Annotated in this window: 20 protein-coding genes, 1 tRNA gene, 2 pseudogenes and 1 riboswitch; of the genes and pseudogenes, 12 read left to right on the top strand and 11 right to left on the bottom strand. The window is 67.5% G+C overall.

The window, feature by feature from the left end:
- Positions 1-149 precede the first annotated feature (149 nt).
- The 6 genes from BGO82_RS02350 to BGO82_RS02325 all read left to right on the top strand — a co-directional run bounded on the left by BGO82_RS02350 (position 150) and on the right by BGO82_RS02325 (position 7222).
- Positions 150-1634 carry a sugar ABC transporter substrate-binding protein gene (locus BGO82_RS02350; protein ID WP_291303932.1) on the top strand — a complete coding sequence of 495 codons (1485 nt, stop codon included), beginning with the start codon at positions 150-152 and terminating at the stop codon, positions 1632-1634.
- Between the two features lie 79 nt (positions 1635-1713).
- Positions 1714-2673, top strand: a complete 960-nt coding sequence (locus BGO82_RS02345) for a sugar ABC transporter permease (protein WP_291303931.1) — start codon at positions 1714-1716, stop codon at positions 2671-2673.
- Entirely contained in the window at positions 2670-3560 is an 891-nt protein-coding gene (locus BGO82_RS02340; protein ID WP_291303930.1) for a carbohydrate ABC transporter permease, read from the top strand. The genes BGO82_RS02345 and BGO82_RS02340 overlap by 4 nt, the downstream gene beginning before the upstream one ends.
- An 11-nt stretch (positions 3561-3571) precedes the next feature.
- The gene (locus BGO82_RS02335; RefSeq protein WP_291303929.1) at positions 3572-4669 is read left to right on the top strand and encodes an ABC transporter ATP-binding protein; all 1098 of its coding nucleotides are present in this window, start codon (positions 3572-3574) and stop codon (positions 4667-4669) included.
- A gap of 19 nt (positions 4670-4688) precedes the next feature.
- Entirely contained in the window at positions 4689-5843 is a 1155-nt protein-coding gene (locus BGO82_RS02330) for a mandelate racemase/muconate lactonizing enzyme family protein (protein ID WP_291303928.1), read from the top strand.
- A gap of 311 nt (positions 5844-6154) precedes the next feature.
- Positions 6155-7222, top strand: a complete 1068-nt coding sequence (locus BGO82_RS02325; protein WP_291303927.1) for a sodium:proton exchanger — start codon at positions 6155-6157, stop codon at positions 7220-7222.
- Between the two features lie 502 nt (positions 7223-7724).
- Here BGO82_RS02325 and BGO82_RS02320 read toward each other — a convergent pair.
- Together BGO82_RS02320 and BGO82_RS02315 are read right to left on the bottom strand one after the other, a co-directional pair.
- Positions 7725-7800, bottom strand: a tRNA-Ala gene (locus tag BGO82_RS02320).
- 63 nt (positions 7801-7863) lie between these two features.
- Entirely contained in the window at positions 7864-8895 is a 1032-nt protein-coding gene (locus BGO82_RS02315) for an NAD-dependent epimerase/dehydratase family protein (RefSeq protein WP_291303926.1), read from the bottom strand.
- A 65-nt stretch (positions 8896-8960) separates the two neighbouring features.
- Between BGO82_RS02315 and BGO82_RS02310 the strand changes: the two genes are divergently transcribed.
- The 3 genes from BGO82_RS02310 to BGO82_RS02300 all read left to right on the top strand — a co-directional run bounded on the left by BGO82_RS02310 (position 8961) and on the right by BGO82_RS02300 (position 11211).
- On the top strand, positions 8961-9524 hold the full coding sequence (locus BGO82_RS02310) for a TetR/AcrR family transcriptional regulator (protein ID WP_291303925.1): 564 nt from the start codon (positions 8961-8963) through the stop codon (positions 9522-9524).
- Between the two features lie 36 nt (positions 9525-9560).
- A complete protein-coding gene (locus BGO82_RS02305) occupies positions 9561-9785 on the top strand; it encodes a hypothetical protein (RefSeq protein ID WP_291303924.1) in 225 nt (74 codons plus the stop codon).
- A gap of 128 nt (positions 9786-9913) precedes the next feature.
- Positions 9914-10121, top strand: a riboswitch (FMN riboswitch).
- Positions 10122-10215: 94 nt separating this feature from the next.
- Positions 10216-11211 carry a DMT family transporter gene (locus BGO82_RS02300; RefSeq protein ID WP_291303923.1) on the top strand — a complete coding sequence of 332 codons (996 nt, stop codon included), beginning with the start codon at positions 10216-10218 and terminating at the stop codon, positions 11209-11211.
- A 48-nt stretch (positions 11212-11259) separates the two neighbouring features.
- On the opposite strand, the gene BGO82_RS02295 is transcribed toward BGO82_RS02300, so the two are convergent.
- From BGO82_RS02295 to BGO82_RS02285, 3 genes are all read right to left on the bottom strand, one after another.
- Positions 11260-11568, bottom strand: a complete 309-nt coding sequence (locus BGO82_RS02295; protein ID WP_291303922.1) for a helix-turn-helix transcriptional regulator — start codon at positions 11566-11568, stop codon at positions 11260-11262.
- On the bottom strand, positions 11555-11905 hold the full coding sequence (locus BGO82_RS02290) for a hypothetical protein (RefSeq protein ID WP_291303921.1): 351 nt from the start codon (positions 11903-11905) through the stop codon (positions 11555-11557). Before BGO82_RS02290 ends, BGO82_RS02295 begins: the two co-directional genes overlap by 14 nt.
- A gap of 102 nt (positions 11906-12007) precedes the next feature.
- Positions 12008-12829, bottom strand: a complete 822-nt coding sequence (locus BGO82_RS02285; protein ID WP_291303920.1) for an SDR family oxidoreductase — start codon at positions 12827-12829, stop codon at positions 12008-12010.
- Positions 12830-12919: 90 nt separating this feature from the next.
- Between BGO82_RS02285 and BGO82_RS02280 the strand changes: the two genes are divergently transcribed.
- The 3 genes from BGO82_RS02280 to BGO82_RS02270 all read left to right on the top strand — a co-directional run bounded on the left by BGO82_RS02280 (position 12920) and on the right by BGO82_RS02270 (position 15045).
- Positions 12920-13147 carry a DUF3329 domain-containing protein gene (locus BGO82_RS02280; RefSeq protein ID WP_291303919.1) on the top strand — a complete coding sequence of 76 codons (228 nt, stop codon included), beginning with the start codon at positions 12920-12922 and terminating at the stop codon, positions 13145-13147.
- Positions 13148-13247: 100 nt separating this feature from the next.
- Positions 13248-14105, top strand: coding sequence for a formyltetrahydrofolate deformylase (gene purU, locus BGO82_RS02275; RefSeq protein WP_291303918.1), 858 nt, complete (start codon positions 13248-13250; stop codon positions 14103-14105).
- A 1-nt stretch (position 14106) separates the two neighbouring features.
- On the top strand, positions 14107-15045 hold the full coding sequence (locus tag BGO82_RS02270; RefSeq protein WP_291303917.1) for a DMT family transporter: 939 nt from the start codon (positions 14107-14109) through the stop codon (positions 15043-15045).
- On the opposite strand, the gene BGO82_RS02265 is transcribed toward BGO82_RS02270, so the two are convergent.
- The 6 genes and pseudogenes from BGO82_RS02265 to rfbC form a co-directional block, all read right to left on the bottom strand.
- Positions 15035-16075, bottom strand: a complete 1041-nt coding sequence (locus BGO82_RS02265; protein WP_291303916.1) for a sulfate/molybdate ABC transporter ATP-binding protein — start codon at positions 16073-16075, stop codon at positions 15035-15037. The two genes, BGO82_RS02270 and BGO82_RS02265, sit on opposite strands and share 11 nt — an antisense overlap.
- A 152-nt stretch (positions 16076-16227) precedes the next feature.
- Positions 16228-16338: pseudogene (gene cysW / locus BGO82_RS02260) on the bottom strand (sulfate/thiosulfate ABC transporter permease CysW); the annotation flags it as partial.
- A gap of 42 nt (positions 16339-16380) precedes the next feature.
- Positions 16381-16815 (bottom strand): Rrf2 family transcriptional regulator, encoded by a 435-nt coding sequence (locus tag BGO82_RS02255; RefSeq protein ID WP_291303915.1) that lies wholly within the window; start codon positions 16813-16815, stop codon positions 16381-16383.
- 260 nt (positions 16816-17075) lie between these two features.
- Positions 17076-19139: pseudogene (ybaL, locus tag BGO82_RS02250) on the bottom strand (YbaL family putative K(+) efflux transporter); the annotation flags it as partial.
- A gap of 183 nt (positions 19140-19322) precedes the next feature.
- The gene (locus BGO82_RS02245) at positions 19323-20876 is read right to left on the bottom strand and encodes a C1 family peptidase (RefSeq protein ID WP_291303914.1); all 1554 of its coding nucleotides are present in this window, start codon (positions 20874-20876) and stop codon (positions 19323-19325) included.
- A 180-nt stretch (positions 20877-21056) separates the two neighbouring features.
- Complete coding sequence (gene rfbC, locus BGO82_RS02240) at positions 21057-21605, bottom strand: dTDP-4-dehydrorhamnose 3,5-epimerase (protein ID WP_291303913.1); 549 nt, start codon at positions 21603-21605, stop codon at positions 21057-21059.
- Positions 21606-21622 lie beyond the last annotated feature (17 nt).

Genomic DNA, 21622 nt, shown 5'->3' with positions numbered 1-21622 from the left:
AATGTACGATCCATTCACGTTGACACGCAATCCATGATCTGAAACCGTACAAGCCGAGCGGGGGGATACACAAGAACGATAAGACACCCCTCCGATCAGAGACCGCTCATGCCCTCGCATGGGCGGAATGGGAGAATCTGGAGGATTCAATGACGAGTTTGAAACTCGGCGCCGCCGTGTTGCGCGGTGCGGTCGCCTCTGCATTCCTGGCGTCGGCGATGTCGACGTCGGCATTGGCGGCGCCGCCGGTCGATCTGAGCAAATGGTCGCCGGACTATGTGAAATCGATCGCCGGCACCAAGGATTTCGACACCGCTGCCGACTGCGCCAAGGTCACCCCGCTCGACTACAAGGGGCACCTGACCTTCTGGTACCAGGGCGTGTTCGAAGGCGATCCCGACGTCCTGCGGCAGTACTACAAGGAATTCTTCGAGACCTTCCGCAAGACCTATCCCAACATCGATCTCGAAGAGCAGGGCATCACCTATAACGATCTGCTCGACAAGTTCCGCACCGCGCTCCTGGGCAATGCCGCGCCGATGGCCATCCGCCTGCAGATCCTGGGCGGCACCGAATTCGCCGCGAAGGGCTATCTGCAGCCGCTGAAGCCCGAGGACGTGGGTTATTCGACCGAGGACTTCTGGCCCGGCGCCATGAAGGCCGTCACCTGGCAGGGCGTCAGCTACGGCATTCCCACCAACAACGAGACCATGGCGTTCATCTGGAACGCCGACATCTTCAAGCGCGCCGGCCTCGACCCGGACAAGCCGCCGGCAACCTGGGACGACGTCGTCAAATACTCCAAGCAGATCCACGACAAGCTCGGCATTGCCGGCTACGGCCTGGTGGCCCGCAAGAACGCCGGCAACACGCCCTACCGCTTCATGCCGCAGCTCTGGGCCTATGGCGGCGGCGTGTTCGACGAAGCGAGCGCCAACCCGACCTACCAGAACGTCGAGCTCGACAGCCCGCAGAGCAAGCAGGCCCTGCAGGCGTCGTACGACATGTATGTCCGCGACAAATCGGTGCCGGTCTCGGCCCTCACCAACCAGCAGGCGGACAACCAGCCGCTGTTCCTTGCCGGCCAGCTCGGCATGATGATCTCGCATCCGTCCGACTACAACGTGATGCAGGACCTGCTGAAGAAGACGACGGGAACCGACACCGCCAAGGCGCAGACCGTCATCGACAACATGCGCTACGGCCTGATCCCGACCGGTCCGGACGGCAAGCGCGCCGTGGTCTTCGGCGGCTCCAACATCCACATCCTCAAGCCCGAATATGTCGAGGGCGGCAAGGTGGACGAGCCGGCGGCCAAGGCGCTGATCTGCATGTGGACGAGCCCGGAATGGTCGCTCAAGATGGCCTATGTCGGCTCCAATCCGGGCAACCTCAACGGCTTCCTCACCACGCTGATGAAGGAGCGCCTGGAAAAGACGAAGTTCCTCGACGTCACCACCTCGATGCTGCCCTACGGCATCCCGTTCCCGGCCCTGCCGCAATCGCCCGAGATCATGAACATCATCGTCCCGGACATGCTGCAGAACGCCCTGACCGGCGCCATGACGGTGGACCAGGCGGCGGACGACGCGGCCAAGAAGGTCAAGGACCTGATGAGCGGAGGCGGGCTCTAGAGCCAGCGGCGACTCTCCCGGCCGGCGGCGCTTCGGCGCTGCTGGCTTCCGATCCTGAAACGACTGGGGCGGCGCGACGATGACCACGGTAACAGGAGAGGCCGGCGCTCCGCGCCGAACCCCGGCCGCGCGGTCCGGAGTGCTGCGGCAGGCCTGGATCAATCGGACGGACTATCTCTACGTGCTGCCGGCGCTGGTGGTGATGCTCATCGTCATCGCCTACCCGATCTACTACACGATCGACCTGTCCTTCTTCAAAACCCCGCCCGGCCTGCAGCTCAAGGACAAGGTCTTCATCGGCCTCGAGAACTACACGGCGATCCTCACCAGCGAGGTGTTCTGGCGCGTGACGCTGAACACCATCATCTGGACGCTCGCCTCCACCGTGGTGTCGTTCGTGTTCGGCCTCGGCTCGGCGCTCGCCTTGCATCGCGATTTCATCGGCCGCGGCGTGCTGCGCGCCATCCTGATCATTCCCTGGGTCATCAGCGCAGTCGCCGCGTCCTACATCTGGAAGTGGATCTACCATTCCGATTTCGGGGTGATCGGCGCGGTGCTGGTGGAGCTCGGCCTCCTGAGCCGGCCGCCCAATTTCATCGACAGCGTCAACACCGTGCTGCCCTCGCTCATCGTGGTCAATGTCTGGCGCGAATTCCCCTTCGCCATGATCATGCTGATGGCCGGCCTGCAGACGGTGCCCGATCAGCTGCTGCGCGCCGCGCAGGTCGACGGCGCCTCCGCCTGGCAGCGCTTCTGGCACGTCACCTTCCCGCATCTGCGCAGCGTGTCGACCGTCACCGTGCTGCTGCTGGCCGTGGCCAACTTCAATTCCTTCATCATCCCCTGGATCATGACCGGCGGCGGCCCGTCCAATGCCTCGCATATCTGGATCACCCACATCTACGAGCTCGCTTTCGGCCGGCAGCGCTGGGGCGTAGCCGCCGCCTATTCGGTCCTGCTGTTCATCATCCTGATGACGCTCGGCTATTTCTACGTCCGCGCGCTCAGCCGCGGCGAACGCAAGGAGGCCGAGGGATGAGCGCGATCGCCGACACCCCGGCCGCCGCCCGGCCGCGCCGCCGCAAGCCGATCGACGGCTGGCGCTGGGCCGGCCGCGGCTTCCTCGTGCTGATGCTGCTCTACACCGCGGTGCCCATGATCTGGATGCTGCTGACCTCGATCAAATCCGGCTTCGCGGCGATGCAGTTCCCGCCGCAATGGTGGCCGTCGGAGCCGACCCTCGCCAGCTACCAGAAGCTGCTCGATCCGCAGAACAGCGTCGGCCAGGACTTCCTGCGGTTCTTCTGGAACAGCCTCTTCGTGTCGTCGGTCACCACGGTGCTGAGCGTGGCGGTCGCGGTGCCGGCCGCCTATGCGTTTTCGCGCTTCCACTTCCCCGGACGCCGGTTCCTGTTCTTTTCCGTGCTGCTGCGCAACATGTTCCCGGCGGTCATCTTCCTCGTGCCGCTCTTCATCCTGATGCGCTTCCTCGGCCTGGTGAACACGCACGGCTCGCTGATCCTCACCTACATGACCTTCGGCCTGCCGCTGGCGATCTGGCTGCTCAAGGGCTTTTACGACAACATTCCAATCCAGCTCGAGCAGGCGGCGCGCATCGACGGCGCCACGCGCTTCCGCGCCTTCCTGGTGATCGTGATGCCGCTGTCGATGCCGGGCATCATCGCCACCGCGATCTACTCCTTCATCGGCGCCTGGAACGAATACATCTACGCCTACACCTTCCTCACCAGGAACGACCAGCTCACTTTGCCGGTCGGCATCCAGCGCTTCTTTTCCGAGAACACCACCGACTTTCCCGGGCTCATGGCGGCAAGCTTCATGATGAGCGTGCCGGTCGTCGTTCTCTTCCTCGTCCTCCAGCGATATTTCGTGCGTGCCCTCACCGAAGGCGCCGTCAAACACTAGAAGGTTGCACAATGGCCCAAGTGGTGCTTCGGGATCTCGTCAAGACATACGGCCCCATCTATGCCGTCGACCACGTCTCGATCGAGATCGACGACGGCGAGTTCGTGGCGCTGGTCGGCCCCTCCGGCTGCGGCAAGACCACGACGCTCAACCTCGTCGCCGGGCTGATTCCGCTTTCGGGCGGCGATATCTATATCGGCGACCGGCTGGTCAACGACCTCGATCCCAAGGATCGCGACATTGCGATGGTGTTCCAGAACTACGCGCTCTACCCCAACAAGACCGTGTTCAAGAACCTCGCCTTCCCGTTGCAGATGCGCCGGCTGCCGCGCGCCGACATCGAAGCCAAGGTGCTGGCGGCCGCCAAGGTGCTCGACATCACCCACCTGCTCGAGCGCCGCCCGCGCGAGCTGTCGGGCGGCCAGCAGCAGCGCGTGGCGCTCGGCCGGGCGCTGGTGCGCGATCCGCGCGCCTTCCTGATGGACGAGCCGCTCAGCAACCTCGACGCCAAGCTGCGCGTGCAGATGCGCTCGGAGATCAAGCGCTTCCACCAGGACCTCAGGGCCACCGTGATCTACGTGACGCACGACCAGCTCGAAGCCGTCACCATGGCCGACAAGATGGCGGTGATGAGCGGCGGCGTGCTGCAGCAATACGATTCGCCCGCCGAAGTGTTCGCGCACCCCAAGAACACCTTCGTTGCCGGCTTCGTCGGCTCCCCCGCCATGAGCCTCATCCCGCTCGAGGCCGGCACCGACGCTGGCGCCGCGACGCTTCGCAGCCCCGACGGCTGGAGCCTGCCGCTCAGCCCCGAAAACGCCCGCCGCGTTGCCCGGGCGACGACCGCCAAGGTGATCCTGGGGGCCCGCCATTCGACCCTCAAGGTGCACAAGAGCGCCGTGCCCGGCGCCGTCGCCGGCAAGGTCTATACGGTCGAGCCGACCGGCGACATCACCTTCGCCCAGGTGTATCTGGGCGGCCATATCGTCATCGTCAGCCTCGAGCCGCAGGTGCCCATCGTGCCCGACGAACCGGTATGGGTTGAGTTCGACCAGGACAAGTTGCATCTGTTCGACGGCGAAACGCAGCAGGCGTTGCCGCGCAACTGAGTCCCGAAGGCGTCACCACATGAAAATCACTGCCATCAGGCCCTACCCGGTATGGGTGGGCACCCGTAACCAGATGCTGGTCAAGGTCGAGACCGACGAGGGTGTCTTCGGCTGGGGCGAAAGCGGCCTCTCGGGCCGCGAGAAGGCGGTCGCCGGCGCGCTCGAGCATTTCCGCGAATTTCTTGTCGGCCGCGACCCGATGCAGATCGGCCGGATCTGGCAGGAGCTCTACCGCAGCCAGTATTTCGAGGGCGGCCGCGTGCTGCAGGCGGCCATCTCGGCGCTCGACATCGCGCTCCACGACATCAAGGGAAAGGCGCTCGGCGTGCCGGTGTACGAGCTGCTCGGCGGCAAGCAGCGCGACCACATCCCCACCTTCGCCTCGACCTCGGCGCAGCCCGGCGAGGCCATGCTCGACCAGGCCCGCGCCTTGCTGGAGGGCGGCTGGACCGTGATCCGCTTCTTCCCGCACGACCACCAGCTCGCCGGCAACGTGTTCGAGCCGCGCGTGTCCATCGGCCCCACCGCCAGATGGATGGTCAAGGCGCGCGAGGCGCTGGGCGACGACGTGGTGCTGGGCATCGACTACCATCACCGGCTGAGCGTCGCCGAGACCGCCAGCTTCTGCCAGAAGATGCCGTCGGGCACGCTCGACTTCCTCGAGGAGCCGATCCGCGACGAGACCCCCGAAGCCTACGAATCGCTGCGCACCATGACCGATGTGCCCTTCGCCATCGGCGAGGAATTTGCCAGCAAATGGCAGTTCCTGCCCTACATCGAGCGCGGCATCCACCAGTTCAACCGCATCGATGTGTGCAACGTCGGCGGCCTGACCGAGGCGATGAAGATCGCCGGCTGGAGCGAGGCGCACTACGTCGACATGATGCCGCACAATCCGCTCGGCCCCGTCTGCACCGCCGCCACCGTGCACTTCGCCGCCGCCGTGCCCAATTTCGCCTGGCTCGAAACCCGCACCACGCAATACGAAAAGCTCGGCTTCGACAATTCCGTATTCTTCCCCGTGCAGCCTCGCCTCGCCGGCGCCGTCTACCCCGTCTCCGACGCTCCCGGCCTCGGCATCGAGGTCAACGAAGACGCCCTGAAGAAACAAAGCTTCGAATTCTGGGAAGCCCCGCATCTGACCCGCCGCGACGGCTCGGTGACCAACTGGTGAGCCGCAGGGCGGCAGGAACCGTGTCCTCGGCCTGATTCGCAAGGGGTTGTCGGGGGACTCCATCCTCATCGGCCATGGCTTTGGCCGATAAGGTGTTGGGACGCTAGGGCATGCGCTGACCTGCATTTGACGGCAGCCGCTCGCTCCATAGGCAATGACGGAACGCATAGGGCCGCTGCATCGTCCCCAGATGCCGCCCCTTCAGCACGCTACGGTTCGGCCCGATCGACAATCGTCGGGGCAACATGCACAGCCGGCCGAATGTCGATACCATTCCGGCAGATCGAATTTGCAACGGGGAGCTAAAGCAAATGCTCGCAACGGTCGAACGCAGCGCCCTGCTGGCCATGGCAGCATCGGCCGTCCTGGTCGTGCTCGCCGCGGTGCTGCACGTGCTGGGTGTCGAGGCAATACCGAGTTTTGTCGTCTGCGCCCTGGCACTGGCCGGCATCGCCTATGTGATCGGCGAGGCGACCGATCAGCTCGGGGTCTATCTCGGGCCGGCGGCAACCGGCATCGTGCAGTCGATCGTCGGCAATTTGCCCGAGCTCTTCGTCGCCATCTTCGCGCTCCGGGCGGGTCTCGTCGTCGTAGTCCAGACCTCGCTGATCGGCTCGATCCTCGTCAACGCGCTTCTCGTACTGGGTCTCGCCTTCGTCATGGGCGGCGCCAGGCACGGCGTGCTGAGATTCGAGGACCAGGCGCCACGGATGATCGCAACCCTGCTCCTCCTGGCGGTCTGCGCCCTGGTGCTGCCGACGCTCGCCGACGAGCTGCATCTTCCGGCCGGCGCGCATGAGCAGCCCCTGGCGGTGGTCTGCGCCATCGTTCTGCTGCTCGTCTTCGCGGTCCAGACCTGGACCGTGCTCACCCACGGACAACGGACGGTAAGTGCCAAGGCGCATCGGCGGGACGGTGCCTGGCCGCTCCTCCTTGCGGCCGGTGTGCTGATCGCGTGCGGTATCGCGGCAGCGCTGGTCTCGGACTGGTTCGTCGACGCGCTCCAGCCGGCAATGCAGACGCTCGGGATCAACCAGGCCTTCGCCGGTCTCGTCATCGTCGCCATCGCCGGCAACGCCGTCGAGAATGTCGTCGGCATCCGGCTGGCGGCCGAGGGCAAGGCCGACCTGGCGCTCAGCGTCGTGCTCAACGGCGCCCTGCAGGTCGCCGTGGCGCTGATCCCCATCCTGATCCTCGTCAGCTTCGCCATCGGCGGCACGCCGTTCACGCTGGTGATCCCGCCGATACTCGCCGCAGCGCTCTTCCTGTCGGTGCTCGTGGTCACGGTGGTGACCGTGGACGGCCGCGCCGATGTGGTCGACGGCGCGGCGCTGATCGGCCTCTACATCATCATCGCCACCATCTTCTGGTGGGGGTGAGGCACCGGCCGCCCGGACTTTGAGCTCCGGACGCCGCAACAGACGCAGGGTGCTGCGCGGCCAGGCCGCGAGCTGCGCCGGCGACATGCACACGACGCCTATCGATCGAGAACTCTGCCCCAGGCTTTGATCGCAACATCATGCGCGATGTAGGGAGTGAGAAACATCCCTCGCTCCGTCCCGGCTACTCAACGCCCCACGGGCGCAGTTCCTCCCGACGGCCATACAAGATGGCGATTGCTCTCCTGTAGGCGGCCAGCCCCTCGAAAACCTGCGGCACGGTCAGAGGCCCCTGATCGAGGGCGATCAGGCCGATCGCAAGCCTGCGCTCCTGCCGGCGTGCGAAGACTCGTAGGAGCATCCGGAACGATAGAGAAGCGGAAAGTCGCAGGCCATCCTCGCACGGCGGCATCTGGCCCATGACCGGAAGACCGGCTATCGAACCGCGGAAACCGCCTTGCGGTTCAAGGTCTTATAACCCTGAGGGTGCCGTGCGAAAGAGTGGTGGAGCTGAGGGGAATCGAACCCCTGACCTTATCATTGCGAACGATACGCTCTCCCAACTGAGCTACAGCCCCGTCCGCACGGTGCGCGCCATATAGCCAATCGCGAGGCGTTGGCCTAGCCCCTTTTTTCCACTCTCACGGCTGCTTGACGAGGCCCTGCGCGACGAGGCTGCGCGCCGTGGCGAGCACCGCCTCGGGGGCGGCGATCAGCGGGTGGCCCAGGAGCGCGACGGCGTCGCGCGCATCGATGCGCCGCTCCACGCCGAGCTCGCCGACATTGCCGCGGATGTCCTTGTCGACGAAGGCGAACAGCCGCACCATCCAGTCGGGCACCTCGCGCTTGGGCAGGCGCGGCGAAAACTCCGGCAGCCCGGCCCGCACCACATCGGCGAATTCGAGCAGGCTCAGCGTCCTGTCCCCGATGGCGTAGCGGCGCCCCCCGGCTTCCGGCGCCGTCATCGCCCTGACGTGCGCTTCGGCCACGTCGCGCGCGTCGATCACCGAGAAATAGATGCGCGCCGCGGCGGGAACGCTGCCGTTCATCAGCCGCCCCACCAGCGCCGCCGAGGTGCCCGGATCGTCGTCGAGCAGCGGCCCGAGGATGACGCTCGGATTGATGGTGGCGAGATCGTCGTGCCGGCCGGCGCTGTCGATGACGGTCCAGGCCTCGCGTTCGGCCAGCGTCTTGGATTCGACATAGGCGTTGACGCCCCGCCCCGCGAGATCGGTCCAGTCGGCGCCGGTGAACGGCGTGCTGCGGTCCCTGGAGTGGCCGTAGGCGATCGCCGCCATCGACGAGGTGACGACGATGCGCTCGACCTCGGCCGCGAGGGCGGCCTGCAGCGCCCGGCGCGTGCCGTCCACCGCCGGCCGGATCAGCTCCATCCGGTCCTTGGGCATGTTGGTGACGAAGGGCGAAGCCGTGTGCTGCAGATAGCGCACGCCGCGCATCGCCGCGTCCCAGCCGGCGTCGGAATTGAGCTCGAGCGCCACGAAATCGAGGCGCGACACGTCGCCGCCCGCCCGCTGCAGGCTGGCGCGCACCTTGTCGGCCTTGCCCAGGTCGCGCACCGAACCACGCACGCGATAGCCCGCCTTGAGCAGCGCCAGCCCGACATGGCCGCCGAGGAAGCCGGAAATGCCGGTGAGCAGCACGAGGTCGTCCATCTGGGGTCTCCGTAGCAATTGAACGAACTGTATGCTATCCGTTCATTCCGTTCAATGAGGCATCGATGGCGGTATCCACCGGCAAGCGCGAGGCGATCCTGGAGGCGGCGACGACGCTGTTCCTCAAGCACGGCCTGCGCGGCACCTCGATGGAGGCCATCGCGCGCGCCGCCGGCGTCGCCAAGCCGACGCTCTATGCCTGCTTTCCCGACAAGGCGGCGATCTTTTCGCGCCTCGTCGAGCAGCAGGTCGCGCTCTGGCGCGGCGATTTCCTCACGGCGCTCGCCGGCGACGGCGACCTGGTGCAGCGCGTCGGCGCCGCGCTCGTCGCCAAGCACCGGGCCGCCATGCGCCTGCTCAGCGGCTCGCCGCACGCCGCGGAGCTCTACGGCGCGGGCACCGACGCCCGCCTCTCCGGCGCGCAGTTCCGCGCCCTCGACGCCGAGCTCGCCGCCGCGCTCGAAGCCGAGCTCAGCCGCGCCGGCATCGTCCGCGCCCGCCTGCTGACGCAGATGCTGCTCGCCGCCGCGGCCGGCATCGGCCACAGGGCGCACTCTCCCGCCGAGCTCGGCCCGCCTTTGCGGCTCCTGGCGGAACGGCTGCTGCGGCCCGAGCTGCCGCCCGCGTGATAGGCTGCGGCCGCGCCGGCGATTCGGGAGGGATTTTTGGCCAACGCAGCAATGATCTTCATTCTCTACGTGGTGTCGTCCGGCAGCACCCTGCCCGATTTCACCGCCCTCGCCTCGTTCCAGAGCCAGGCGGCGTGCGCCGAGGCGGCCAAGCGCGTCAACGACGCCCTGAGCCCGGGGCAGTACCAGAAGACGGCGCTCTGCCTCACCTCGGACTCGCTCAACGAACTGGCCGACAAGAACAAGATCTCGCAGCAATAGCCGTCCCGCGTCGGGACGATCGTTCCGCATTCGCCGCCCATGGCGACCGCATTGTTGCGCAATCATGCATTGATCCCGAGCCGGTGCGGCGCTATCTCTCCATCGCCGGTTCACGATGGACCGGCGCATAACGTTCTCAGGGCGGGGTGCAATTCCCCACCGGCGGTAATGGCGGCTCCGGCCGCCTAGCCCGCGAGCGGCCCGGTTTCGGAGCGTGGTCAGGAAAGTGGTCGCCGGTTTTCCGGTTCGACCGCGCGACCAGCAAAGAGCCGGGTGTCAGCAGATTGGGTGCGATTCCCAGGCCGACGGTCACAGTCCGGATGAAAGAGAATGGGCGTTAGGGCCATCTGGCCCGGTCCGGCTATTGGCCGGCCGGACCGTCGTCCCCGATCCCGTAACCCTGAGGAAACTGGTTACGAAAGGATCGACAATGAGCCAGCTTTCCTCGACCTCCCGCACCGGCCTCGTCTGGGGCCCCATCCTGATGCTTCTGGCAAGCCTGGCGCTGGCCGGCAGCAACATCCCGCAATCGCTGTTGCCGACCCCCGAGCAATATGGCGGCTTCGGCATGGCCTCGACCGGAATGGCGTTCTGGCAATACCTCATCGCCACCGTCATCGCGCTGCCGCTGATCCTGCGCATCGGCCTCAGGAATCTGCGCACGCGCCATCCGCTGGCGCACGAACTCCGCGCCTTCGTCTCGGCGCTCGGCGTCCACGTCTTCGTCTATGGCTTCGCCGCCGGCGTGCCGATCTGGCAGATGGTGACGCTGCTCTCGACCGGACCGCTGTTCATCATCCTCGGCTCGGCGCTGTTCCTGCACGAGCGCGTCTCGGCGGCCCGCCTCGTCGCCGCGCTGGTGGCCTTCGCCGGCGCCATCATCGTCTCGGGCGTCGGCACCGAGGGCTTCAGCCCGCTGACGCTGGTGCCGGTCGGCGCGGCGGCGCTGTGGGCCACCACGGACGTCCTCACCAAATACCTGTCGCGCGAGGAGAGCCCCGAAACCCTGACAATCTCGCTGCTCGTCCTGATCACCCCCAACCACCTGCTGATCCTGCTGGTCGCCACCGCCTGGGCGTGGCTGCTGCCGGCGCTGGCGCCGGCCGGCCTCGCCACCGGTTTTCCGTTCGCGCTGCCGACGGGCGCCGGCCTGTGGCTGCTGCTGGCGCTCGGCGTGCTGACCGCCGTGGCGCAATATCTGCTGGCGGCCGGCTACAAGATCGCCGACGCCACCTATCTGCAGCCGTTCGGCGATCTCAAGGTGCCGCTGAGCGCGGTGCTGGGCTGGGTCCTGCTCAACCAGGTGCCCTCGCCCTGGTTCTGGCTCGGCGCGGCGATGATCATCGGCGCCTCGGTCTTCATCTTCGTGGTGGAGACGCAGCGCACCAAATCGCTGCCGCCGGCGGGCGAGCTGCTCGGGGCCTGACGAGCACCGGGGAGCGGCTGTTCGGGCGGACCGGTTCCAGCCGATGCCTCATGGCCGGAACCGGTGGCTCCACTCGTCGAGCACCTTCAGCATGAAGGCGCTGTCGAGGGTGTAGATCCGCTCCCGGCCCTGCAGCCCGACCCTGATGAGCCCCGCTTCTTCAAGCTGACGCAGATGACGGCTCGTCGTCTGCCAACTGTGATCCATGCGGCCCGCAATCTTCCCCGATGTCTGCGAGCCGCCATTCGCCAGCAGAGTCACGAGGATGGCACGCCGTGTCCGGTGCGACAGCGCCGCGAACACCGCATCGAGGCGGTCCAGATCGGCAAGGCCGGGGATGCGGTCAGGCGTCGGCATGGAGCAGAACGGGTACGAATTCGTCGAACACCAACCCGCGATCGACCCCGGCAGGAATATGCGGCTCGACGAGGCTGGCCAGCCGCGACCAGATCGGGATCAGATCGGGATGCTCGTGCGCAGGTCCCATGACGCCCGGGACCCATTTGGTGAGCTCGATGTAGCGTAGGGGCGTAGCCACCGAACGGAACAACAAGGGGGCGTCTTCGGCAATGAAGCCCAGACGATGCAAGGTCGCCCAGCTTTTTGGCAGCACCTGCTCGAACTCATCGGCCGCACCCTGTCGAACATAGTACGTGCCGAACGTCACCTCGTCGCCCATTTTCTCGTCAGCCATCTCATCCGCTCCTTTATCAGCAATATCGCTTACTGTAAGCAAAGTGGCTTATAAAATCAATAGCCAACGTCCGCGCCAAAATGCTGGCGGTGGCCAGACCGTCTACTTCCGCATAGCTGGGCCGATCTGCTCGTTCGGGCCCTGCACCACCTGGTCGAAATCGATGATCGAGCCGGTCATCAGCCCGGACTCGTCGCTCGCCAGATACGCCACCGCCCGCGCCACCTCGTCGGGCTTCATCAGCCGGCCCCAGGGCCGGCTTTTTTCCGCCGTCTGCAGCCAGTCGTCGGGCATGTTGTGGAAGCGCTTGAGCGTCGTGTGCTCGCCGGGCGTGTCGACCCAGCCGATGTTGAGGCCGTTGACCTTGATGCGCCGGTTGCTGACCGAATGCGCGAAATTCCTGGTCAGCGTCGAGAGCGCCCCCTTGCTGGCGCTGTAGGGGGTGAGAAAGCTGGTGCCGCCATGCGCGTTGATCGAGATGATGTTGACCATCGCCCCCTCGATGCCCTGCCGCTCCATCACCGCCAGCGCCGCCTGCATCAGGAAGAACGGCGCCCGCACATTGACGGCGAACATCCGGTCCCAGAGCTCGGGCGTGGTGTCGCGCACCGTGCCGCGGTCGGTGAGGCCGGCGCAGTTGACCAGCACGTCGACCCGGCCAAACCGCGCCTCCGCCGCCGGTACGATCGCCTGCACCTGCGCCATGTCGTCGAGCTCGGCGGCGACGAACTCGGCCGGCGTGCCGGCCGCCGCGAGCGCGCCGGCCACCGCCCGGCCCTTGTCGGCATTGCGGTCGGTCAGCAGCAGGCCCGCGGCGCCGCGCGCCGCCAGCAGCCGCGCCACGGCCTCGCCGATCCCCTGCGCCGCACCGGTGACGACGGCGACCTTGCCCGCGAACCGGGCGTGCTCGAAACTGTCTGGCATGGATTGTCCTCGCTGCGCCTGCGGCTTAGCGCCCGCGCCGGGCGTGCTCAAGCCCCTTCCTTGCGCGCCCGGATGCGCTATGCTCCGCGCATGAAGGAAAGCGACGTCAAATTCTTCCGCCCGCTCTGGATCCGCCTGCTGGTCACCGCCGTCGTCGTGGCGTGGTTCGTGCTCGAGGCGGTGTTCAGCCACGATCCGCTGTGGATGGGCGTGACTGCCGTCGGCACCGTCTATTGCGTGTGGAACTTCTTTCTACGCTTCCCCAGGGACCTTCCTCCCGCCTCCACGCCGCCGGCCGAGCCGCCCGGCCAGCCCTGAGCGCCCCGTAGGAGCATCTTAATCCTGCCGCGCGGCGGCTCTTGACCGCCGGCCGGACGCCGCCGATACAAGCCCCGCGTCCAACCGGAACGACCCGCCTATGCCTGCCGATTTCGTCCTCACCCTCAGCTGCGCCGACCGCCCCGGCATCGTCGCCGCGGTGACCACCGAGCTTGCCGCGCTCAACGCCAACATCTCCGAGAGCAACCAGTTCTGGGACCGCGAGACCGGCACCTTCTTCATGCGCCTCGCCTTCACCGCCCCCGACGGCGTCGAGCGCGACGGCATCGAGCGGGCCCTGCGCCCGGCGGTCGAGCGCTTCGGCATGCGCACCACCCTGCTCGACGAGCGGCGCAGCAAGCGCATCGTGGTGATGGTCTCGAAATTCGACCACGCGCTGCTGCATCTGCTCTACCAGATCCGCGTCGGCTGGCTCGACGCCGAGGTGGCGGCGATCGTCTCCAACCACGAGGATTCGCGCGCCACGGCGGACTACGAGGGTATCCCCTACCACTATCTGCCGGTGGCCAAGGACAAGTCCAACAAGCTGGCGCAGGAGCAGGAGGTGCTGCGCCTGGTGAAGGAGACCGGCGCCGAGCTGGTGGTGCTGGCCCGCTACATGCAGGTGCTGGGCGACAGCTTCGCCACCCGCCTCTACGGGCAGATCATCAACATCCACCATTCCTTCCTGCCCAGCTTCAAGGGCGCGCGGCCGTACCACCAGGCGCATGAGCGCGGTGTCAAGATCATCGGCGCCACCGCCCACTACGTGACCCCGGCCCTCGACGAGGGCCCGATCATCGAGCAGGAAACCGCCCGCGTCACCCACGCCATGAGCCCCGACGACCTGATCGCCGCCGGCCGCGACATCGAAAGCCGCGTCCTCGCCCGGGCGGTGAAGCTGCATCTCGAGAGCCGCGTCATGCTCAACGGCAAGCGCACGGTGGTGTTCGGCTGAATTGGCCCCCTCGTCGATCTTTGCCGATCGGCGCGCACTGGTCGGCTTCGCCACCCTCTGCTGCCTGCTGTGGGGCAGCGCCGTGCCGGCGGTCAAGCTCGGCTACGGGCTGATCGGCATCGCATCGGGCGACACCGCCTCGCTGCTGCTGTTCGCCGGCCTCCGCTTCGCTCTCGCCGGGCTGCTGTTGCTGGCCTATGGGCTGCTGACCCGCCGCCCGATCGCCCTGGCGCCGCGGCGGCTCGGGCAGGTGGCGCTGCTCGGGCTCGGCCAGACGGTGCTGCAATACATCTGCTATTACGTCGGTCTGGCGCACACCACCGCGGTCAAGACCTCGATCCTCTCCTCGACGCTGGTGTTCTTTTCGGTGCTGCTGGCGCACCTGATCTACCCCGACGACCGGCTCAATGGCCGCAAGGCGCTCGGCTGCCTCATCGGCTTTGCCGGCGTGGTGGCGGTGAACTTCGCGGCCGGCAGCCTCGATATCCACTTTTCACTGTTGGGCGAGGGCCTGCTGCTGGTCTCGACCTTTGCCGGCTCGGCCGCCGCCATCTACGGCCGGCGCCTCAGCCAGCAGATGGACGCCACGGTGATGACCGGCTGGCAATTGCTCATCGGCGGCGCGGTGCTGACTGCCATGGGCCTCGCCGGCGGCGGCCATTTCGCCGCCTTCGGCGCCGCCGCCGCTGCGCTGATGCTCTATCTCGCCGCGGTGTCGGCCGTCGCCTTCGCGCTCTGGAGCCTGCTGCTCCGGCACAACGCCGTCGGCCGCGTGGCGGTGTTCAACTTCGAGATCCCGATCTTCGGCGCCCTACTCGCCGCGCTGGTGCTGGGCGAGAGCGTGCTCGAATGGAAGAACCTCGTCGCCCTGCTGCTGGTGAGCGTCGGCATCTATCTGGTCACGACGCGCGGCCGGACGGCGGCCGCCGTCAGCCCGTAGCCGGATAGATCCGCCAGCGTTTCGGCCGGAAGGCGATGCGGGTCTTTTCGCCGGCCGGATGGTCGAACGGCAAATCGATCTCGACCCGCTGCGCATTGCCGCCGATCTCGAGCTCCACCCGGCGCGTGCCGCCGACCCGGCGCGACGCCGCGACGACCCCCGCCAGCGCCGCGCCCTCGGGCACCAGCTCCACATCGTGCGGGCGGAAGAAAAGCTGCGCGTGCCCGCCGGGCGTGTCCCCCGCGCTCAGCCCCACGGCGCGGCCGCCGACCCACACCTCGCCATTGTCGATCTCGACCGGCAGCCCGCTCGATTCCCCGATGAAGCCGAACACGAACGGGTTGAGCGGCCCGTCATAAACCGCATCGGGCGAGCCCACCTGCTCGATCTTGCCGCGGCTCATCACCACCAGCCGGTCGGCCAGCTCCAGCGCCTCCTCCTGGTCGTGCGTCACGAACACTGTGGTGTGGCCGGTCTTGTCGTGGATCTGGCGCAGCCATTTGCGCAGCTCCTTGCGCACCTGCGCGTCGAGCGCCCCGAACGGCTCGTCGAGCAGCAGCACGCGCGGCTCGATGGCCAGCGCCCGCGCCAGCGCCACGCGCTGCCGCTGCCCGCCCGAAAGCTGCTGCGGAAAGCGGTCGTGCAGCCCCGAAAGCTGCACCAGCTCCAGCAGCTCCATCGCCCGCTTGCGGATCTCCGCATTCGGCGGCCGCGTCGCCCGCGGCCTGACCTTGAGGCCGAACGAGATGTTCTCGACCACGCTCATGTTGCGGAACAGCGCATAGGCCTGGAACACGAAGCCGACATTGCGCTCCTGCACGCTCTTCAGCGACGCATCCTCGTCGCCGAACAGGATGCGCCCGGCGGTCGGCCGCTCGAGTCCCGCGATCAGCCTGAGCAGCGTGGTCTTGCCCGATCCCGACGGCCCGAGCAGCGCGATCAGCTCGCCCGAGCCGATGTCGAGCGACACGTCGTCGAGCGCCGGATAGCGCGAGAATTCCTTGAGCACGTGGTCGACGCGAATATCCAATGCATGTTCCTACGTTTGTCGCGCTCGCGAACCGCAAGACCGGAAACCCACTCTTGCTGCTCGCGCTCCCCTAATGTCCGCGTGTGCCCGCGAGCTCGTCGCCATAGCGGAACTCGAGGATGGTCTTGATGAGCAGCGTCACCAGCGCCAGCATAGACCATGCCAAACACCACCGGCGAGATCGAGAACGGCAGATCGATCAGCGTCACGACGCCGAACACCAGGCTCAGCGGCACCGCGATCACCGCCACCAGCAGCGGCATCGCCTTGCGCAGAGTGCGCTACGGCATCGCCGCACGAATACCCTAGGAGAGGTCCGGCACCCGGCCGGCGCGCACGGCATCGGCGAAGCTGGTGTGGTCGAGCACCTCGCGCTGCGCCTTGACCACCCCGGCGAACACGTGCCGGATTTCGCAGCTCGCCTCGTCCTGGCAGTCGGCGCAGCGGCGATAGGCGATTTTGCTGAGGCAGGGCAGCGGCGCGATCGGCCCGTCGATCAGCCGCAGCACCTCGCCGAAGGTGATCTTGTCGGCCGGCCGCAACAGCACATAGCCGCCCAGCCGCCCGCGCCGGCTCATCACGATGCCGGCGCGCTTCAGCTCCAGCAGGATCTGCTCGAGGAATTTCTTGGGGATCGCCTGCGACTTCGAGATTTCCGCGATCATCAGCGACGCCTCGGGCGGCGCCTTGCACAGCGCCAGCAGCGCCCGCAGCGCGTATTTTGCCTTTTGCGAAATCATCGAATGCCGATCGGTTCAGCCGAGATATAGCGGCTCCGCCGGCAAATGCGAGATCACTCGTCGACCGGCGCGACCTCGGGGTTGAACGCTGCCCCCGGCGACGTCGCCGGCCCGGAGGGCTTCGGCCGCGGCGGCGGCTGTGGCGCTTCCGGCTCGGGCACGACGACCGGCACGTCCTCGGCCGTCGGCACCTCGGCCACCAGCGGCAGTTGCGGCGTCACCACCGGCGCGACCACATAGGCGGCAGGCGCGACCTGCGGCCCGCCCTCCGGCGGCTCCGCAGCCGCTTCGTCCTCTGCCTCGACCGGCATTTCGCCCAGCGCCGGAACCACGGCCGCCGGCTCCGCCGCGCCTTCGATCACATGCGCCGGATGCGCCGCCTCGATCGCGGCTTCGAGCTCTTCCGCCGGCACCGCCTCGGGGTCGGGCAGCACCGGCGCCGGCGGCACGTCCGTCGCCGGCGTCACCACCGGCTGCACCGGCGCGAGGATCGGCTCGACCTTGAGCGCTGCGGCGATCGCATCCATCCCCGCCTGCGTCCGCGCTCCGGATTGGGCATCCTGCACCATCTCGGCCTCGGTCCAGCCCAGCATGCCGAGCCCGATTTCGCGCTCGCCCATGATGACCTCGTTGGCCCCCAGATCGCGCAGATAGCTGTCCTCTTCGTCCGAATGCGCCCGCGCCACGATGTGCAGCTTGTCGTTGACCTTGCGCGCCTGCTCCACCGCCTGCCCCGCCTCGAAGGCGTTGGGGATGGCGACGAGCAGCGTGCGGGCGCCCGCGACATTGGCCAGCGCCAGCGCCTTGCCGCTCGCGGCGTTGCCGACCACCACCTCGATGCCCGCCTGGTGCGCCGCGGCCACGCGCTTTTCCGCGTCCTCGATCAGCAGGAACGGCGTGCCCTGCCGCTTGAGGCCGTCGGCAACCACCGTGCCGACCCGGCCATAGCCGATCAGCACCGCATGGCCGTTGAGTGTCGTCGGCAGCCGCTCGTCGCTGGCCTCGACCGGCTCGGGCGGCGGCGCCGCGGCGCCGCTGAGCTCGGGCTCGACCCGCGTCGGCACCACGATCGGCGCATTGACCGCGATGCGCGCCTCGAGCCGTGGCCGCAGATGCTCGGCCACGAACATCAGCAGCGGATTAACCAGGATCGAGATGATCGACCCGGCGAGGATATAGCTCTGCGCATCGCGCGGCATCAGCCCGAGCCCGACGCCGAGCGCCGCGAGGATGAAGCTGAATTCGCCGATCTGCGCCAGGGAGGCCGAGATGGTGAGCGCCGCCCCCACCGGGCGCCTGAGCGCGATCACCAGGAAGAAGCCGAGCACCGACTTGCCCACGATGATGATGAACAGCGTGCCCAGCACCTCGAACGGATGCGTGACCAGGATCATCGGGTCGAACAGCATGCCGACGGCGACGAAGAACAGCACCGCGAAGGCGTCGCGGAACGGCAGGCTCTCCTGCGCCGCGCGGTTGGAGAGCTCGCTTTCGCTGAGGATCATGCCGGCAAAGAACGCCCCGAGCGCCAGGCTCACCCCGAACAGATACGCCGCCCCCGCCGCGACGCCGAGCGCGATGGCCAGCACCGCCAGCCGGAACAGCTCGCGCGAGCCGGTGTGGGCGGTGAGGTGCAGGATCCACGGAATGACGCGGCGGCCCACCACCAGCATGAAGCCGACGAAGGCGCCGAGCTTCACGACGGTGACGCCAAGGATACCCCAGATGTTGAGCTCGACCCCGAAGATGCGCTCGACCACGTCGACGAACGGATCGTGCAATTCCTGCGCCGTGCCGCCCATGATTCCGGAAAAGGCGGGGATCAGCACCAGCGCCAGCACCATGGCGATGTCTTCGACGATCACCCAGCCGACCGCGATCCGGCCGCGGTCGGAATCCACCAGATGCCGGTCCTGCAGCGCCTTGAGCAGCACCACGGTCGAGGCCACCGACAGCGCCAGGCCGAAGACCAGGCCGCCGCCCCACGACCAGCCCATCAGCAGCGCGAGGCCGAGCCCCATCACCGTGCCGCCGGCGATCCTGAGCAGCGCGCCCGGCACCGCCACCGCCTGCACCGACAGCAGGTCCTTGAGCGAGAAATGCAGGCCCACGCCGAACATCAGCAGGATCACGCCGATTTCGCTGAGCTCGGTGGCGAGCTCGGCATTGGCGACGAACCCCGGGGTGAACGGCCCGACCAGCACGCCGGCGATCAGGTAGCCGACCAGCGGCGGCATCTTCAGCCGGTTGGCCGCCGCACCGAAGACGAACGCCAGCACCAGGCCCGCCACGATCGTCGAGATCAGGGGTGTATCGTGCGGCATGCCTTCTCCTCGGCGGGGGGAGTGAACCTGGTTCCAGTTATGTGGGGCGACCCAGGGCCAACATGGGGTCGTTCGGTCCGCCGCGCAACCACACGCTTGGGCAAAAATGCAGCGAAATCATGAGACGCATAGAAAATGGGCCGGCATCGCGCCGGCCCGTTTGCGTCGCTCTGGCCGCCCCGCTTATTCGGTGGTCGTCACCGGCAGGATGCTCGCCGTGACCCGGCCGGCGCCGCCGCCCAGCGTCGCCTCGCGCAGGGCGCTGAGGAACGCCCGGTCGGTCTGCCTGTCGGGCAGCGCCGTGTCGAACAGCGGCTTTTCCGATGCCATCACCAGCAGCATCTCGTCGCCCACCGGCTTTTCCACCTCGAGCGATACGGTGTCCGGCTGTGCGTCGCCGAACTTGAGCTGGGTGTGCGCCGCCTTGGGCCTGAGCGCCGCCGAGCTCGGCTGCGTCAGGCTCATCACGCTGCCGTCGGCCGAGAAATACAGCGCGTACATGTAGCTGGCGAAGCCCGGCGATTCGATCCCGATCTGCACGCTGTCGCCGACCTTGGGCGCCGCCGGATCGATCACCGCCGCGGGCGTATCGCTGTCGGCGAGCTGGCTCGCCAGCGTCAGCCGCACCTCGCAGGCCGGCCATGGCGCCAGCGCCACCTGGTTGTCGTCGACACGGCCCTTGAGCGCCTCGTCGACCTTGTCGAGCTCCGCCTGGGTGCCGACGAAGCCCACCGCCACGCGGTTGCCGTTCGCATCGGTGCTGATGTCGACGCGGCCGCAGGCGAGCTGGCCGAGATCCGGCGGCGGCAGCGCCGCCTCGAGATCGCGGTCGGCGCTGGTCGGCCGCACGTTGAGCGGCGGCCGGAACACCGACGGCGGCGGCGTGTTGACCGGCGGCGTCGCCTTGTTCTGCACGTCGGCCACGAAATCGGCATCGATCAGGCTGACCTGCGGATCGCCCGGCAGGTGCATGATGTAGCCCTGGTAGACGCGCGCCGCGAAGGTGTCGTAGCTCATCCTGCCATAGCCATCGACGCCCCATTGCGTCGACCATTGGTTGATGAACTTGAAGGTCTGCGTGGCGTCGTCATAGCCCACCAGGGTGATGGCGTGCCCGCCCTCGTCCTTCTTGCTCTTGTCCGACTGCCACACCGGATGCGCCGGCGAGATGTCCCAGAACGCCTTGTCGAGCGAGGCGAGGATCACCACCGGATTGCCGCGCGCCAGCGCCCCCTTGACCTTGTCGAGATCGGGCTCCTGCTGGTCCCACACCTGCTCGAAGCTGTCGATCCGGAAGTCGGTCGCCTTGCTCCGCTGCACGATGATCGGCCGCGGGCACTTGGTGTCGTCGTAGGGGAAATCCTTGAGCGAATAGGCGCCCCGCATCAGCACCCGCATCGCGTCGGGAATGTAGGCGCCGCCGTCGCAATCGTCGCCGAGGTGGATGATGTCGAACAGCCAGGCCGGGCTCGGGATGTTCTCGGGCAGGCTGATGTCGCGATGCTCGACCTGCTGCGCGTAATAAGCGCGCGCCGCATAGGCCGTGGCCCAGCCCACGCACGAGCCCTGGTTGGCCTGGTCGCCCACCGCCGGCATGTAGCGCGACAGATCCACCGCCTGCGGCAGGAAATCGCGGAACACCGGCGCCTGCGGGATCGACTGCTTTTCCGCCTCGGGCGTCGGCAGGCCGCCGGTCCTGTGCACGGATTGCTGCGCCAGCGCGCCGCTCGCGCTCATGGCCACGACCAATGCGGCCGCGGCCACGGCTCCCCACCCGGCCCACTTCACACTTCGCATGACGTCATCCCCAAATGATCGGACCGAGCCCGGCCCCTGGCAAAACGCTAGCATGGCGATGCGGGCGGGAGAAAGGCCGAGCCGTGGCGGCGCCACGGGGGTTTGGTGGCCGGGCCTGCTCTATGCGAAGGTCTCGGCGTCGGCGAAGCGCGGCGCCACCGCGTCCTTGTCCGACAGCACCGGCGCGACCGTCGCCGGCCAGGCGATGCCGATCTGCGGATCGTTCCACACGATCGCCCGCTCCGCCGCCTTGTTGTAGAAATCGGTGGCCTTGTAGAGCACCTCGGTGCCGTCGGCGAGCGCCATGAAGCCATGCGCGAAGCCCGCCGGGATCCAGAGCTGCCGCTTGTTCGTGGCGCTGAGCACTTCGCCCACCCACTGCCCGTAGGTCGGCGACGAGCGGCGCACATCGACCGCGACGTCGAAGATCTCGCCCGTCACCACCCGGATCAGCTTGCCCTGCGGCGCCGGATCGAGCTGGTAGTGCAGCCCGCGCACCACGCCCCGCCGCGACAGCGACTGGTTGTCCTGCGCAAACTCCACCGGCCGCCCGATCGCCTCGGCGAAGCTGCGCGCATTGAAGCTCTCGTAGAAATGCCCGCGCGCATCCTCGAACACCCTGGGCTCGAGCAGGACGACGTCGGCGATCGCGAGCGGCGTGGCATGCATGACGGATCCTCCGGAGG

The organism is Devosia sp. 67-54, assembly GCF_001899075.1.
In the GTDB taxonomy this organism is placed as follows: domain Bacteria; phylum Pseudomonadota; class Alphaproteobacteria; order Rhizobiales; family Devosiaceae; genus Devosia_A.
The sequence above is the reverse complement of the archived record's forward strand: the minus strand, read 5'-3'. Positions and strand labels throughout refer to the sequence as shown.

Bases quoted from the DNA above. Each gene is read 5' to 3' on its own strand.
- BGO82_RS02350 (WP_291303932.1), top strand. From the start codon at position 150: ATGACGAGTTTGAAACTCGGCGCCGCCGTGTTGCGCGGTGCGGTCGCC.
- BGO82_RS02345 (WP_291303931.1), top strand. From the start codon at position 1,714: ATGACCACGGTAACAGGAGAGGCCGGCGCTCCGCGCCGAACCCCGGCC.
- BGO82_RS02340 (WP_291303930.1), top strand. From the start codon at position 2,670: ATGAGCGCGATCGCCGACACCCCGGCCGCCGCCCGGCCGCGCCGCCGC.
- BGO82_RS02335 (WP_291303929.1), top strand. From the start codon at position 3,572: ATGGCCCAAGTGGTGCTTCGGGATCTCGTCAAGACATACGGCCCCATC.
- BGO82_RS02330 (WP_291303928.1), top strand. From the start codon at position 4,689: ATGAAAATCACTGCCATCAGGCCCTACCCGGTATGGGTGGGCACCCGT.
- BGO82_RS02325 (WP_291303927.1), top strand. From the start codon at position 6,155: ATGCTCGCAACGGTCGAACGCAGCGCCCTGCTGGCCATGGCAGCATCG.
- BGO82_RS02315 (WP_291303926.1), bottom strand. From the start codon at position 8,895: ATGGACGACCTCGTGCTGCTCACCGGCATTTCCGGCTTCCTCGGCGGC.
- BGO82_RS02310 (WP_291303925.1), top strand. From the start codon at position 8,961: ATGGCGGTATCCACCGGCAAGCGCGAGGCGATCCTGGAGGCGGCGACG.
- BGO82_RS02300 (WP_291303923.1), top strand. From the start codon at position 10,216: ATGAGCCAGCTTTCCTCGACCTCCCGCACCGGCCTCGTCTGGGGCCCC.
- BGO82_RS02295 (WP_291303922.1), bottom strand. From the start codon at position 11,568: ATGCCGACGCCTGACCGCATCCCCGGCCTTGCCGATCTGGACCGCCTC.
- BGO82_RS02290 (WP_291303921.1), bottom strand. From the start codon at position 11,905: ATGGCTGACGAGAAAATGGGCGACGAGGTGACGTTCGGCACGTACTAT.
- BGO82_RS02285 (WP_291303920.1), bottom strand. From the start codon at position 12,829: ATGCCAGACAGTTTCGAGCACGCCCGGTTCGCGGGCAAGGTCGCCGTC.
- BGO82_RS02280 (WP_291303919.1), top strand. From the start codon at position 12,920: ATGAAGGAAAGCGACGTCAAATTCTTCCGCCCGCTCTGGATCCGCCTG.
- purU (WP_291303918.1), top strand. From the start codon at position 13,248: ATGCCTGCCGATTTCGTCCTCACCCTCAGCTGCGCCGACCGCCCCGGC.
- BGO82_RS02255 (WP_291303915.1), bottom strand. From the start codon at position 16,815: ATGATTTCGCAAAAGGCAAAATACGCGCTGCGGGCGCTGCTGGCGCTG.
- BGO82_RS02245 (WP_291303914.1), bottom strand. From the start codon at position 20,876: ATGAGCGCGAGCGGCGCGCTGGCGCAGCAATCCGTGCACAGGACCGGC.
- rfbC (WP_291303913.1), bottom strand. From the start codon at position 21,605: ATGCATGCCACGCCGCTCGCGATCGCCGACGTCGTCCTGCTCGAGCCC.